The organism is uncultured Sulfitobacter sp., assembly GCF_947502895.1.
In the GTDB taxonomy this organism is placed as follows: domain Bacteria; phylum Pseudomonadota; class Alphaproteobacteria; order Rhodobacterales; family Rhodobacteraceae; genus Sulfitobacter.
This window is the reverse complement of sequence record NZ_CANNBM010000001.1, coordinates 998508-1010695: the sequence shown is the minus strand read 5'-3', so window position 1 is coordinate 1010695 and position 12188 is coordinate 998508. Positions and strand designations below refer to the sequence as shown.

Sequence of the window (12188 nt, the reverse complement as noted above, 5' to 3'; positions counted from 1 at the left end):
TTAAATCCTTGGCTTGGCGCTGGCTGTCTCGGCATCGCCGGTGTTGGGGGTGCCTTTGGGCTCAATCAGGATAACGTGACATTCCTTGATTGCACGCGGGCGGTGGGTGACGCCTTTGGGCACAATGAACATCTCTCCTGCTTTGACGGTATGGCTCTCGTTCTCGAGGTCCATCGTAAACTCCCCTTGCAGCACATAGAAAAAATCATCGGTATCTTCGTGCAGGTGAAACGGAAACTCCCCCGAGAATTTGGCCACCATCACGTCGTTGTCGTTATAGTCGGCCACCACATGCGGGTCCCAGTGGGTTGAGAATTGATTGAGCTTGTCCAGAAGATTGATCGTTTTCATGCGGTGGCACCTTTGAGATCGGGCAGCACAGGGGCGGCTGCGATGAGGGATTTGGTATAGCTGTGTTTGGGGTCGGAAAAGACGCGCTCGGTCGCACCTTCTTCAACAATCTGGCCGGATTTCATGACCAGCACGCGGTCGGTGATCGTGCGCACCACACTCAGGTCATGGCTGATAAACAGATAGCCCAGATCATAGGCGCGGCACAGATCGGCCAGCAGATCGAGAATCTGGGCGCGTACCGAGACATCCAGTGCGCTGACCGCCTCGTCAAAGACAATCAGGTCAGGGCGGATGATCAGCGCGCGTGCAATGGCGATACGCTGGCGCTGGCCGCCTGAAAACTCATGGATGTATTTATCGGCGTCTTGGGGTGTCAGGCCTACGGCAACCAGCGCCTCGTCAATGGCGCGTTTGCGTGCGGCACCTGTGGGAGGGGTGTCGAGCAGGTGGAAGGGCTCGGTAATCTGGCGGGCAACGCGGTGGCGAGGGTTGAAGCTGCCGAAGGGATCTTGGAACACCACCTGAATGCGGCGACGCACGGCTAGGTTGGGTTTGTTGCCCGTAAACACGGGCTCGCCGCCCAGTGTGATCGTGCCTTCCTGCACCGCTTCCAAGCCCAGTAGCGCGCGGGTGAGGGTGGATTTGCCACAGCCGCTTTCACCCACAAGGCCCAAACGCTCGCCCCTGTTTAGCGAAAAGCTGATGTTGTTCACGGCGCGGAATGTTCCGGTTTTGCCAAACAGCGTTTTGCGTGGTGTGCGGTAGTCGCGGCTGACGCCTGACACCTCCAACAGTGGTGCATCCGCGCTCACGTCAGGCAGGGTGACGCGGTGAGCCGAGGCGGCAAACAACATCTTTGTATAGGGGTGCTGCATGTCACGCAGCAAGGTTTGCGTGGCGCCTTGCTCGACGATTTCGCCGTGGCGCATGACGATGATACGGTCGGCCATATCCGCCACCACGGCCAGATCATGGGTAATCATCATCAGGCCCATCCCGTCCTCACGCGCGAGTTTGGTCAGCAGGTCGAGTATTTGTGCTTGGGTTGTCACATCCAGCGCCGTCGTCGGCTCATCTGCGATCAGCAGGCGGGGCCGCAGGGCGATGGCCATGGCGATCACCACGCGCTGGCGCTGCCCGCCCGACAGCTCGTGTGGAAAGCGCGAAAGCGGAAACTGCGATTGTGGCAGGCCGACCCGCTCCAGCGTTTGGGCCGCACGCGTGCGCGCATCGCTGCGTGTGGTCTTTTCATGGATCAGGATTGTTTCGGCCACCTGATCCCCGATGCTTTTGACGGGGTTCAGGGCGGTCATCGGCTCTTGGAACACCATTCCGATGTCGTTGCCGCGCAGAGCGCACAGGTCTGTTTCGCTCAGCGTGGCGAGATCGGTGCCGTCCAGCATGATCTGTCCGCGTGTTTGTGCGCCCACCGGCAGCAGTTGCATCGCGGCAAGGGCGGTCATGGATTTGCCTGACCCGCTCTCGCCTGTGATGGCGACAATCTCGCCCGCGTCGATGCGCAGCGTCACGCCCTTGAGAATGTCAAAGCTGTGGATGCTCAGGTGTAGATCATGGAGATGCAGCAGGCTCATGTGCGCAGCCTGCGCAACCGCGGATCAAGAAAGTCGCGCAGCCCGTCGCCCATCAGGTTAAGGCCCAGCACCGTCAGAATGATCGCACAGCCTGGCATCAGCGCCATATGCGGCGCGATGCTGACCATTGTTTGTGCGTCTGCCAGCATCCTGCCCCATGAGGGTGTCGGCGGCTGCGCGCCAAGGCCTACATAGCTCAGCCCCGCCTCGGCCAGAATTCCGAGGGAGAACTGGATCGTGCCTTGGACGATCAGCAGGTTGGTGATGTTGGGTAGAATGTGCTCGCCCGAGATACGCAGGCTGGATTTACCCGCCACGCGCGCGGCGAGGATGAACTCCCGCTCCCACAGCGACAGGGCAGCACCACGGGTGATGCGGGCAAAGACAGGGATGTTGAAGATGCCGATGGCGATGATGGCGTTCACTGCGCCCGCCCCAAAAACGGCTGTGATAAGGATCGCGATCACAAGGCTGGGAAAGGCAAAGACCAGATCGTTGCCGCGCATGATCACTTCGTCGATCAGGCTGCCGCGCCGTGCCGCCGCCCACAAGCCCAACGGGATACCAAGGCCCATGCCGATGCCAACGGCCACCAGCGCCACCGCGATGGAGGTGCGCGCCCCCACCATAATCAGGCTCAGGATGTCACGGCCAAAGTGATCGGTGCCCAGCAGGTGGATCATGTTGGGGGCTTGCAGACGGTCGGGGATGCTCATGCTGGCGTGATCGAAAGGCGTCCAGACAAAAGAAATCAGCGCCGCCGTCAGGAACACTGCCGAGAGGATACCACCAAGGATCAGGTTGCGGGTCATGCGCGGCCCCGCAGGCGCGGATCGACGGCCGCATAGGCAAGATCAACGCAAAAGTTCACAAAGATAACGGCAAAGACCAGCAGCATCGTCACGCTCTCCACCACAATCAGGTCGCGGGCCGAGATGGATTGAAAAATCAGGCGGCCAAGACCGGGGAGGTAGAAGACCTGCTCGATGATGATCCCGCCCGCCAGAAGGAATGAAAATTGCAGACCGATGATTGTCAGGACAGGGATCATCGCGTTGCGCAATCCGTGACGCCACAGTGCTTGCCGCGGGCTGAGGCCTTTGGCGCGGGCAGTGCGCATGTAGTCCTCGCTCAGAACATCCAGCAGGGACGAGCGCATGACCCGTGCAAGGATCGCGGCCTGTGGCAGCGCAAGTGCAATGGCAGGCAGGGTCAGCGCGTGCAAGCCTGCCAGCACCCCCTTGTCCCAGCCGACAAAACCGCCTGCAGAGAACCAGCGCAGATTGATCGCAAAAACCAATACCAGCATCATGGCAAACCAGAAATTCGGGATGGCAACACCCAGCTGCGTGGCTCCCATTACCGCCGTATCGCCAGCACGTCCGCGCCGTGCGGCTGCGTAAATGCCTGCAGGAAAGGCGATAAGCGTGGACAAGGTTAGCGCATAAAGCGCCAATGGCAGCGACACCCAAAGCCGTTGCGCCACCATATCAGCCACAGGTGTGCGGTAGGTGTAGGAGGTGCCGAAATCACCCTGAAGCATGCCTGTAACCCAACTGAAATAGCGCTGGGTCTTGGACTGGTCGAGACCCAATTCATTGCGCAGGGCGGCCAGCGTTTCGGGCTGGGCGTTTATTCCCAGCATGAAGGAAGCCGGATCACCGGGGGCGATTTCGATCACGACAAAAATCACCAGCGATGCGACTGCAAGGCTGATGATCAAAGAGAGCAGACGTTTGAGCGTATAGTGCCACATCGCCGCCAGCGTAGGCGCAAGGGGGGCGCTGGTCCAGCGCGATTTGTGCGGTCCTGAGCGCCCTCCAACGCGTTTGGCCGCCGGATGGTTCCATCTGAAATTTAAGTTAAATACAGGAACTTTGGTGAGCCTCTTTGCATTGTTTACCCAGACAGACTGGCACGACATCAGTGCCGCAACTAAAGGAAAACAACTATGACACGCTTTATCAAAACAACAGCTATCGCCGCCCTCGCACTGAGTACTTCGCTGCCTGCAATGGCTGCAACTTCAAGCGATCTGAACTCGATGACATGTGGTGAATACAACGACCTGTCGCAGGCTGATCAGAACCGCGTCGCTGTCGCCGCTGTGCTGGAACTGAACAACACCTCCGACGCCACAATCGCAGACAATAACGGCGTGGCAACGGCGACTGCGCCACTGGTGGGAGAGGCCGCAGAGGAAAGCCCCTCAGGCAGCACCACAACCATCGCTGACAGCAATGGTACGGCTACGGCAACGACAACTGTACCAGCTGGCGACGACATGGCGCGCTATGCTGAAGAAATCAAAGTCCTCAACCTGACCTGCGCCCGCAACATCGACGCTATGGTGCTGGAAGCAGCCGCTGGTATGGACGGCACACGCTAACCGAACACAAAGGCAGCATGCCCTTTGGGCATATGCAGGGGGTCGCACGTTGCGGCCCCTTTTCTTTGTGGCATCTGCGGCTAGTTTCATCACGTGCACAAACCGCTTTTCATAGGACACGAAATTTTCCGCACCTCGAGCTACGGGGTGCATCATCCGTTGCGGGTGCCGCGTGTTTCAACCGTGATGGACCTGAGCCGTGCAATGGGGTGGTTGCCCGCCGACCAGTTCATCAACTCGCCGCGCGCCAAACCCAAGGCGCTTGAGGCGTGGCATGACCCTGCCTATATCGCGGCGCTACAACGGATCGAGGCCGCACAGCAGATCGAAGGAGACGATCTGGAGCGCTATAGTATCGGGAGCGCTAATAACCCTGTGTTTGCTGAAATTTTCTGCCGCCCAGCCACAGCTGCGGGGGGGTCTATCCTCGCGGGAGAACTGCTGGCCGAAGGGGGAGTGGTTTATAATCCCGCAGGTGGCACACATCACGGAATGCCCGCGCGGGCAAACGGCTTTTGCTATCTCAACGATCCGGTGCTGGCTATGCTGTCCCTGCGCCACCACGGTGTCCGGCGGATCGCATATGTAGATATCGACGCGCACCATTGTGATGGGGTGGCCGAAGGATTTGCGGGAGATCGCGATTGTTTGATGATCTCGGTCCATGAAGAGGGACTGTGGCCGCGCACAGGGTTGATCGGAGACAATGCAGGTGGCAGTGCGGTGAACCTGCCTGTGCCGCGCGGCTTTAACGATGCGGATATGGCCCATGTGCGCGATGCACTGATCGCGCCGATGGTGGCAGAATTTGCACCTGATGCGATCGTACTGCTATGCGGTGCAGACGGTGTTGTGGATGATCCGTTGGCCCATCTGGGGATGAGCAATAACGCCCATTGGGATGTCTTGCGCAGGCTGATGGCGCTGGGCGCACCACGCCTTTTGGTGCTTGGCGGTGGCGGCTACAACCCTTGGACTGTCGGGCGGATGTGGGCAGGAGTATGGGCCATATTGAATGGCCATGATCCCGATGCAGCCGTCAGCCCGCAGGCGCAGTCTGTGCTGCGCGCGCTGAGTTTTCCGGGCAACAGCCGTGGCCGCAACCCGCCTGAGCATTGGTTCACAACCCTGCGGGACGCCCCACAGGAGGACGCAGCGATATCGACGGAGGTGCGGGATCGGGTCGCGTTTCTGATGCGCCAGAGGCGGTCTTGGAAGACGGCGTACTAGGGCTGTCCACAGCGGGAAACAGCACCATGACACCAAAAGTAAGCGCAAAAAGCCCAAGCACCATGCCCTGTATCATACCGATTTCATTAAGGTGGCGGCCAAAGGGCTGCTTGTAGGACTTATGCCGCAGTTTTTGCTGTGCATATTTCGCGCCACACCATCCGCCCAATGCGGCCCAAAACAGCAGACGTGCTTCGGGCGTGCGCTGTTGTCGGTCGATTGCAAATTGCTTGTCGCGCGCAAACGCGCGGTAAGCCACTACGTTAACGGCTGCGAAATAAGCAAGGATCAAAAGGGCAAGTAGCATGGGCGGGGTCCGAAACGGCGTGAACACGCGACCTCAAAACAAAAAGGCCCCGCGAGAGCGAGGCCTTTGTGCGGTCATATTGTGGCGGGTTACTCGGACCAGCTGACAGCCGTCAGGTCGTTTGCTTGGGTGGGTGCGTTTGACCAGAGCCCTTGCAGACCGGATTTTGCCACCGACAGGGCAGCAAGCTGGAACAGATAGCCGTTCACATAATCCTCGGCGATGATCTTTTGCGCATCACCCATCATAGCAGTGCGCATATCGGGGTCCGTGGTGCTGTTGAGTTTCGTCATCAGCTCTTGGAACGCGGGGTTGTCGTATTGGAAGTAGTAATCGGGGTTGGCGTAGATACCGATGTCCATTGGCTCGGTGTGGCTGACAATCGTCAGGCCAAAGTTTTTGCCTTTGAACACTGATTCCAGCCACTGCGCCCATTCGACGTTAGTTATCTCGGCCTTGATGCCGACCTGCGCCAACTGTGCTGCGATAATCTCGCCACCGCGGCGTGCGTAAGAGGGGGGTGGCAGGAAAAGGGTTGTCTCGAACCCGTCTGCAAAACCTGCCTCAGCCAGCAGAGCCTTGGCTTTCTCGGGGTCATAATTGCTCATCCCTGTAAAATCTACATAGGCGGGATTGTGGGGCGCAAAATGCGTGCCGATGGGGGTGCCATAGCCGAACATCGCACCATCAATGATAGACTGGCGGTCAATTGCATGGGCCAATGCCTGACGGACTTTGACGTTGTCAAAGGGGGGCATTTTGTTGTTGGTCGACAGGATCGTTTCGCCCTCGGTGGAGCCTACAAGAACCTGAAAACGTGGGTCGGCCTCGAACTGGGGCAGGTTTTCGGGGGCGGGAAAGCCCGAGAACACGTCAATATCTTCGGCCATCATGGCCGAGAAGGCAGCCGTGGGGTCGGAGATGAACTTGAACGTCGCATTGCTGAGAATGGCTGGCGTGCCCCAATAATCGTCAAAGCGCGAAAGCTCGACCTTGTCGCCCTGCGTCCAGCTGTCGAATTTAAAGGCTCCCGTGCCGATGGGTGTCTGTTTGATGCCTTCAATACTTTCTGGCGCGACAATCACGGCGTCGCCCCATGCGAGGTTGAACAACATGTTGCCGTTCGGCTCGGACAGGTTGATCTCGACAGTGGCGGCATCAATGACATTCACTTCTTTGATCGCGGCGTAGAGCGCCTTTTGCGCATTGGCGCTGTCTTCGGCTGCGATCCGGTCGAGCGAGAATTTCACATCATCCGCTTCCATTGTTGTACCGTCATGGAATTTGACGTTGTCGTGCAGGATAAAGATATAGTTCAGCCCATCGTCCGAGATATCCCAGCTTTTGGCGAGGCCGGGAATGACGGCGCCCGAGCTGTCAAAGCGGGTCAGTCCTTCGAAGACGTTGGAGTACAGGACGGAATCAATGGCACCAGCGGCGGCACTGGTAGGATCCATATGCGGCGGCTCAAGCTGGATGGCGATGGTGATGTCATCCTTGGCACTGGCGGCACCCGCCAGCAATGCGGCGGCGCTGACACCCAGCAGAAGGGGGCGGAAATGGAACATGAGACTCTCCCTGAGGCGTTGTTATGCAGAGAGGTTAGGCGACGATCCCGCCCGTGGCTAGGAGAAACCTTGCGGTAACTTAGGCGCTGGGATAGGGCGCAGCGGTATATTAGAGGCCTTTAGCGCAGGGGGATCAATCATGGCAGTTCTGGGTGTGGATTTCGGGACGTCGAATTCGGCTGCGGGTGTCGCGCGCTCGGGTGCGCCCCATCTGATCGCACTTGAAGCCGACGGGCAGACCTTGCCGACGGCGGTGTTTTTCGATTTTGAGGCAAAAAAGATGCTGATCGGATCGGCGGCGGGGCGCGCTTTGCTGGCCGGTGAGGAAGGGCGCTATATGCGCGCGCTCAAAAGTTTGCTGGGCGCGCCTTTGATGCGCGAGCAGCGCAATCTGCTGGGCGAAAAGCTGGATTTTATCGACATTGTCGCGCGGTTCTTGGCGCGTGTTCGGGAGGCCGCACAGGCCCAGACGGGAGAGACATATGACCGTGCGCTCTCAGGGCGTCCGGTACGTTTTCACGCTGATGATGCGCGTAATGCGCAGGCTGAGGTCGATCTGCGCGAGGCCTATTTGCGGGCTGGCTTCGACGATGTGGCGTTTATGTACGAGCCGGAGGCCGCTGCGCTGTCGAACCGTGCGTTGCTGCAGCGCGATGATCTGGGGCTGATCGTGGACATCGGCGGTGGTACATCGGATTTTACGCTGTTTCGCAACGGCGCCAAAGCGATTGATATTCTCTCCAGCTATGGTGTGCGGCTGGGGGGGACCGACTTTGACCGCGCGCTGAGCCTTGAGACGGTCATGCCGCTATTGGGTCGTGGGAGCCAGATACGCCACGCCTTCGGAAGTGACACGCACGTGGCGCCTGCGACGATATTCAACGATCTGGCGACATGGCAGAAAATTCCATTTCTCTATGCGCCTGACAGTCGCCGTTTGGCCAAAGATCTGGCGCAATATGCCGTTGAGCCGGATAAGCTGGCGCGGCTGGTGTCTGTGCTGGGCGACGAATTGGGTCATGACATCGCGTTCGCGGTAGAAGCGGGTAAAATTGCGGCTAACGTAGATGGTACAGGCGAGATTGATCTGCGTGTGATTGAACGTGGACTGGGTGTAGCGCTGGATGAGGCTGGTGTGGATCGGCTGCTGTCACCGCTGACACAGCAGATGGCGGCGGCGGCGCGTGACACGCTAACCGCAGCGGGCAAGAACCCTGAGGATGTCACGCATCTGGTATTTGTCGGCGGTTCCAGCTTGATGCAGGTGACACGCGGTGCATTGTCACAAGCGTTCCCGCACGCGCAAGTGCATCACGGTTCCGCGCTCACGGCAATTGTGGACGGGCTGAGCCTTGCGGCGCAGGATGCGTTTGACTGACGGGGTGTTGGGGGCGCTGCCCCCTTGGCCCAAGGGCCAATTCCCCCGGAGGATTTATGGCCAAGAAAAATAGAAGAGAATGGTCCTCAGGATCGCGGCAATAACAGGCTTTCAAGTGCCGCACCCATGACGCAGGCGCTGTCGATCATATCATCTACGCCGATCCATTCGTCGGGTTTATGGGCCAGCTCCAATACGCCGGGACCATAGGCGATGCAGTTTTTCAACTTTCCGATGCGGTCGATATGTTTTTGATCATAGGTACCCGGGGAGGCGACATATTCGGGGTCTTTGCCCATGACATCCTGAATTGCCTTTGCGACGGTTTGTACCACCGGGGCTGTGCGGTCTGTCATGGAGGGGAGCACCGAATTGATTTCGGTGAGTTCATAGTCGAAATCGGGGCGGGTGGTGCGCAGACCCTCTAGCAGGGCGGTGACCTCGCCGCGCACTTGATCGAGGGGTTCTTCAACCAGAAATCGGCGATCGATTGTGATGCGGCAGCTGTCGGGAACGCAATGGGAGGGCAAGCCGTCAAAGTCGTCGTCTTGTTCTTTTGCGCCCCCGTGGATGGAGTTGATATTCATGGTCGAACTGCGTGCGCCTTCGGGCACGACGGGCATGTCCGTGGTGCGCAGTGCCATGGCGGGGAAGAGTTTGTTCTCGAATTCATTGAGGACAGCGCCCATGTGGCGGACTGCGCAGTCGCCCAAAAAAGGCATGGAGCCGTGGGCGATTTCGCCCTTTGTTTCGATCTCGGCCCACCAGCCCCCGCGATGGCCGAGACAGATACGGTCCTTGTTCAGGGGTTCTGGAATGATGACATGCTGGACCCGTTCAGGATTGAAATAGCCTTGTTCTGCCAGATAGGCGACACCGCCATAGCCGCCTGATTCTTCGTCTGCGGTGCCAGAGATTTCGATGGCCCCTTTAAAGTCGTTGTAGGTTTCGATGAAGGCTTCGGCAGCGATGATTGACGCGGCAAGACCGCCTTTCATGTCACAAGCACCGCGGCCGTAGATTTTTCCGTCAACCAGCGCCCCGCCGAAGGGATCATGTGTCCAACCGCGCCCGACCTCGACCACATCGGTGTGGCTGTTGAAGTGGACACAATCGCCTGCCTGCGTGCCCTCGCGGCGGGCGATGATATTCCAGCGGGGGTATTTGGTGCTGTCGCCCGGAGTGCCGTGGGCGCGGATCAGTTGTGTCTCAAAGCCGTGGCTGCGCAGCCTATGGTCCAGATATTCACAGATGGCGAGATAGTCCTGACCTGGTGGGTTAAGCGTGGGGATGCGGATCAGATCTTGCGTCAAAGCGATGAGATCGTCGCGTTTCGCGGCAATGGCTGTCGAGAGGGGCGTGGGCATCGGGCATCCTTTGGTGAACGAAACGGCGGGTTCGGGCGTTGGGACTTTTAGTTGGTCTTATCATTGCGGAACCAATCCGTTGTGCAAGGCCCCAATTATAGACCCGTAGGCTGCCACCGCAGGAGTGCATAGATGAAAAATACGACCCAGACCGAACAGGAAGCCGAAGAGCAGTCCGTTTCAGAAGCCGCAGCATTGTCGCCGCATATGATATACGAAGTGATCCGCCGCGACGGTGAAGAAGAGCTTGCGCGCACCAAAAGGTCGCTGTTCTGGTCGGGCATTGCAGCGGGTATTTTGATCAGCCTGTCAGTGCTGGGAGAGGCCGTGTTGCGTGCGTATCTGCCGGATACACCACAGCGGTTTTTGATTGAGAATTTTGGCTATTCGCTGGGATTTTTGGCAGTAATCATGGGGCGGATGCAGCTGTTTACTGAAAATACAATCACGACGGTTTTGCCTGTTATGCAGGCGCGGTGCTGGCCTGTTTTTGGCGCGATGTTGCGGTTGTGGGCAATTGTGCTGTGCGCCAACGTGATCGGTGCCTTTGCGGCGGCGGCCCTGTTCGTTTTCACCCCTGCGATTACTCCCGAAGTGCTGCCCGCGATTGTAGCACTTTCCGAGCATGCCACAGGGATGCCCGCGGGCGAGAGCTTTTGGCGGGCTATTCCGGCAGGTATTATTGTGGCGTTGATCGTCTGGATGCTGCCACAGGCCAAGCAGGCGGCGTTTTTTCTGGTGCTTACGTTCACTTGGTTGATCGCAGCAGGTGATTTCACGCATATCGTGGCGGGATCGGTCGAGATGGGTGTGCTGATACTGCGTGGGGATTTAGGGCTGAATGATGCGCTATTCGGTTTCTTCTTGCCTGTATTGGCGGGTAACATCATAGGAGGCACAGTAATTTTCACGCTACTTGCGTGGGGGCAGGTGCGTGATGATGTCGAGGACGCTGCCTGATGGTGCGTGAAAATGGAGAGCACGGTTTGGCAGGCAGGATTGGCAAACTCTGGGCTGGGCTGCGCGACGGTTTCGGGCAAATCGGAGATACAAACCTCGCGCTGGTGTCCGCGGGGGTAGGCTTCTTCGGGATGCTGTCGCTTTTTCCCGCGATTGCTGCGCTGATTGCGCTGACCAGTCTGGTAGCGGACCCTACGATCGTGATTGCGCAACTCGAAGATATGCGTGGGCTGTTGCCCAATGACGTGTATGAAATTTTCAACGCCCAGATCGTGAGCCTCGTGACAACCAGCCCTGATACATTGGGTTGGGCAGGGGCGATTTCGATTGCTGCAGCGCTCTGGTCGGCGCGGGCGGGGGTCGCTGCGATGATGACAGGGCTGAACGCGGTGCATGGGGAGAAGAACCGCACAACGCTGTCGCATTATATTCGTGCGCTGTTGTTAACAGTGGCACTGGTTGCCGTGGGCGTTGTATCACTGATTACGCTGGTTGTAGCGCCTGTGGTGCTTGCGTTTTTCCCGCTGGGTGGCGTGGCGGGATTTGTGGCGGAGGCATCGCGCTGGTTGATTGCGGTCGCCGTTTTATTGGCGGGGGTCAGTGTGCTGTATCGCTATGGCCCTAACCGCGCCGTGCCACGCACGCGGCGTGCTATCCGACCCGGCGCATTGACAGCCGTTGTGAGCTGGGCCGCCGTTTCTGTCGTGTTCTCGTATTATGTGGCGAATTTTGGCAGCTATAATCAGGTCTATGGTTCTATCGGGGCGGTGATCGCGATGCTGGTGTGGCTGTGGATCAGTAGCTTTTTGATATTGCTGGGGGCGGTTGTAAACGCGCAGGTGGAAAAGCACGGCTACGGTATCGACGCACCTGAAGCTGCTTCCCCATTCGGAGAGACGGTGACGGCGGAGCCTGAGGACATTGTGGACGAGACGCCAGCAAACCCGCTACCCTGACAAAGGCAGAGGGTTTGATCTGGTAGCTATGCGCGGTGCTTGATCTGCGGGTGCATGATACTGCGCTAACGTCCTTTTGCGAGACAT

The 12188-nt window shown here is 58.5% G+C and carries 12 protein-coding genes; 5 read left to right on the top strand and 7 right to left on the bottom strand.

The features are described 5' to 3' along the window. The 4 genes from Q0903_RS05125 to Q0903_RS05110 are packed head-to-tail and all read right to left on the bottom strand — an operon-like array spanning nucleotide 1 to nucleotide 3702. On the bottom strand, nucleotides 1-351 hold the full coding sequence (locus Q0903_RS05125; RefSeq protein WP_299025977.1) for a cupin domain-containing protein: 351 nt from the start codon (nucleotides 349-351) through the stop codon (nucleotides 1-3). After that, complete coding sequence (locus Q0903_RS05120) at nucleotides 348-1946, bottom strand: dipeptide ABC transporter ATP-binding protein (RefSeq protein ID WP_299413399.1); 1599 nt, start codon at nucleotides 1944-1946, stop codon at nucleotides 348-350. The genes Q0903_RS05125 and Q0903_RS05120 overlap by 4 nt, the downstream gene beginning before the upstream one ends. Then, nucleotides 1943-2758 (bottom strand): ABC transporter permease, encoded by an 816-nt coding sequence (locus Q0903_RS05115; RefSeq protein ID WP_299025971.1) that lies wholly within the window; start codon nucleotides 2756-2758, stop codon nucleotides 1943-1945. The genes Q0903_RS05120 and Q0903_RS05115 overlap by 4 nt, the downstream gene beginning before the upstream one ends. Continuing rightward, complete coding sequence (locus Q0903_RS05110; protein ID WP_299025968.1) at nucleotides 2755-3702, bottom strand: ABC transporter permease; 948 nt, start codon at nucleotides 3700-3702, stop codon at nucleotides 2755-2757. Before Q0903_RS05110 ends, Q0903_RS05115 begins: the two co-directional genes overlap by 4 nt. A 195-nt stretch (nucleotides 3703-3897) precedes the next feature. On the opposite strand from Q0903_RS05110, the gene Q0903_RS05105 reads away from it, so the two are divergent. Together Q0903_RS05105 and Q0903_RS05100 are read left to right on the top strand one after the other, a co-directional pair. Continuing rightward, nucleotides 3898-4335 carry an HdeA/HdeB family chaperone gene (locus tag Q0903_RS05105; RefSeq protein WP_299025966.1) on the top strand — a complete coding sequence of 146 codons (438 nt, stop codon included), beginning with the start codon at nucleotides 3898-3900 and terminating at the stop codon, nucleotides 4333-4335. A gap of 93 nt (nucleotides 4336-4428) precedes the next feature. After that, nucleotides 4429-5565, top strand: coding sequence for an acetoin utilization protein AcuC (locus tag Q0903_RS05100; RefSeq protein WP_299413397.1), 1137 nt, complete (start codon nucleotides 4429-4431; stop codon nucleotides 5563-5565). Here the strand turns inward: Q0903_RS05100 and Q0903_RS19740 are convergent. Continuing rightward, on the bottom strand, nucleotides 5456-5872 hold the full coding sequence (locus Q0903_RS19740) for a DUF1294 domain-containing protein (protein ID WP_366141480.1): 417 nt from the start codon (nucleotides 5870-5872) through the stop codon (nucleotides 5456-5458). The two genes, Q0903_RS05100 and Q0903_RS19740, sit on opposite strands and share 110 nt — an antisense overlap. An 89-nt stretch (nucleotides 5873-5961) precedes the next feature. Continuing rightward, entirely contained in the window at nucleotides 5962-7440 is a 1479-nt protein-coding gene (locus tag Q0903_RS05095; RefSeq protein WP_299025960.1) for an ABC transporter substrate-binding protein, read from the bottom strand. 139 nt (nucleotides 7441-7579) lie between these two features. Between Q0903_RS05095 and Q0903_RS05090 the strand changes: the two genes are divergently transcribed. Continuing rightward, complete coding sequence (locus Q0903_RS05090) at nucleotides 7580-8818, top strand: Hsp70 family protein (protein ID WP_299413395.1); 1239 nt, start codon at nucleotides 7580-7582, stop codon at nucleotides 8816-8818. Nucleotides 8819-8904: 86 nt separating this feature from the next. Here Q0903_RS05090 and Q0903_RS05085 read toward each other — a convergent pair whose 3' ends face one another. Beyond that, on the bottom strand, nucleotides 8905-10185 hold the full coding sequence (locus tag Q0903_RS05085; RefSeq protein ID WP_299025954.1) for an acetylornithine deacetylase/succinyl-diaminopimelate desuccinylase family protein: 1281 nt from the start codon (nucleotides 10183-10185) through the stop codon (nucleotides 8905-8907). Between the two features lie 132 nt (nucleotides 10186-10317). On the opposite strand from Q0903_RS05085, the gene Q0903_RS05080 reads away from it, so the two are divergent. Together Q0903_RS05080 and Q0903_RS05075 are read left to right on the top strand one after the other, a co-directional pair. Continuing rightward, the gene (locus Q0903_RS05080; RefSeq protein WP_299413393.1) at nucleotides 10318-11145 is read left to right on the top strand and encodes a formate/nitrite transporter family protein; all 828 of its coding nucleotides are present in this window, start codon (nucleotides 10318-10320) and stop codon (nucleotides 11143-11145) included. Continuing rightward, nucleotides 11145-12101, top strand: a complete 957-nt coding sequence (locus Q0903_RS05075; RefSeq protein WP_299025948.1) for a YihY/virulence factor BrkB family protein — start codon at nucleotides 11145-11147, stop codon at nucleotides 12099-12101. The genes Q0903_RS05080 and Q0903_RS05075 overlap by 1 nt, the downstream gene beginning before the upstream one ends. Nucleotides 12102-12188: the final 87 nt, after the last annotated feature.

Coding starts and splice junctions, on each gene's coding strand:
- Q0903_RS05095 (WP_299025960.1), bottom strand. CDS start 7,440: ATGTTCCATTTCCGCCCCCTTCTGCTGGGTGTCAGCGCCGCCGCATTG.
- Q0903_RS19740 (WP_366141480.1), bottom strand. CDS start 5,872: ATGCTACTTGCCCTTTTGATCCTTGCTTATTTCGCAGCCGTTAACGTA.
- Q0903_RS05125 (WP_299025977.1), bottom strand. CDS start 351: ATGAAAACGATCAATCTTCTGGACAAGCTCAATCAATTCTCAACCCAC.
- Q0903_RS05115 (WP_299025971.1), bottom strand. CDS start 2,758: ATGACCCGCAACCTGATCCTTGGTGGTATCCTCTCGGCAGTGTTCCTG.
- Q0903_RS05110 (WP_299025968.1), bottom strand. CDS start 3,702: ATGTGGCACTATACGCTCAAACGTCTGCTCTCTTTGATCATCAGCCTT.
- Q0903_RS05090 (WP_299413395.1), top strand. CDS start 7,580: ATGGCAGTTCTGGGTGTGGATTTCGGGACGTCGAATTCGGCTGCGGGT.
- Q0903_RS05120 (WP_299413399.1), bottom strand. CDS start 1,946: ATGAGCCTGCTGCATCTCCATGATCTACACCTGAGCATCCACAGCTTT.
- Q0903_RS05075 (WP_299025948.1), top strand. CDS start 11,145: ATGGTGCGTGAAAATGGAGAGCACGGTTTGGCAGGCAGGATTGGCAAA.
- Q0903_RS05080 (WP_299413393.1), top strand. CDS start 10,318: ATGAAAAATACGACCCAGACCGAACAGGAAGCCGAAGAGCAGTCCGTT.
- Q0903_RS05105 (WP_299025966.1), top strand. CDS start 3,898: ATGACACGCTTTATCAAAACAACAGCTATCGCCGCCCTCGCACTGAGT.
- Q0903_RS05085 (WP_299025954.1), bottom strand. CDS start 10,185: ATGCCCACGCCCCTCTCGACAGCCATTGCCGCGAAACGCGACGATCTC.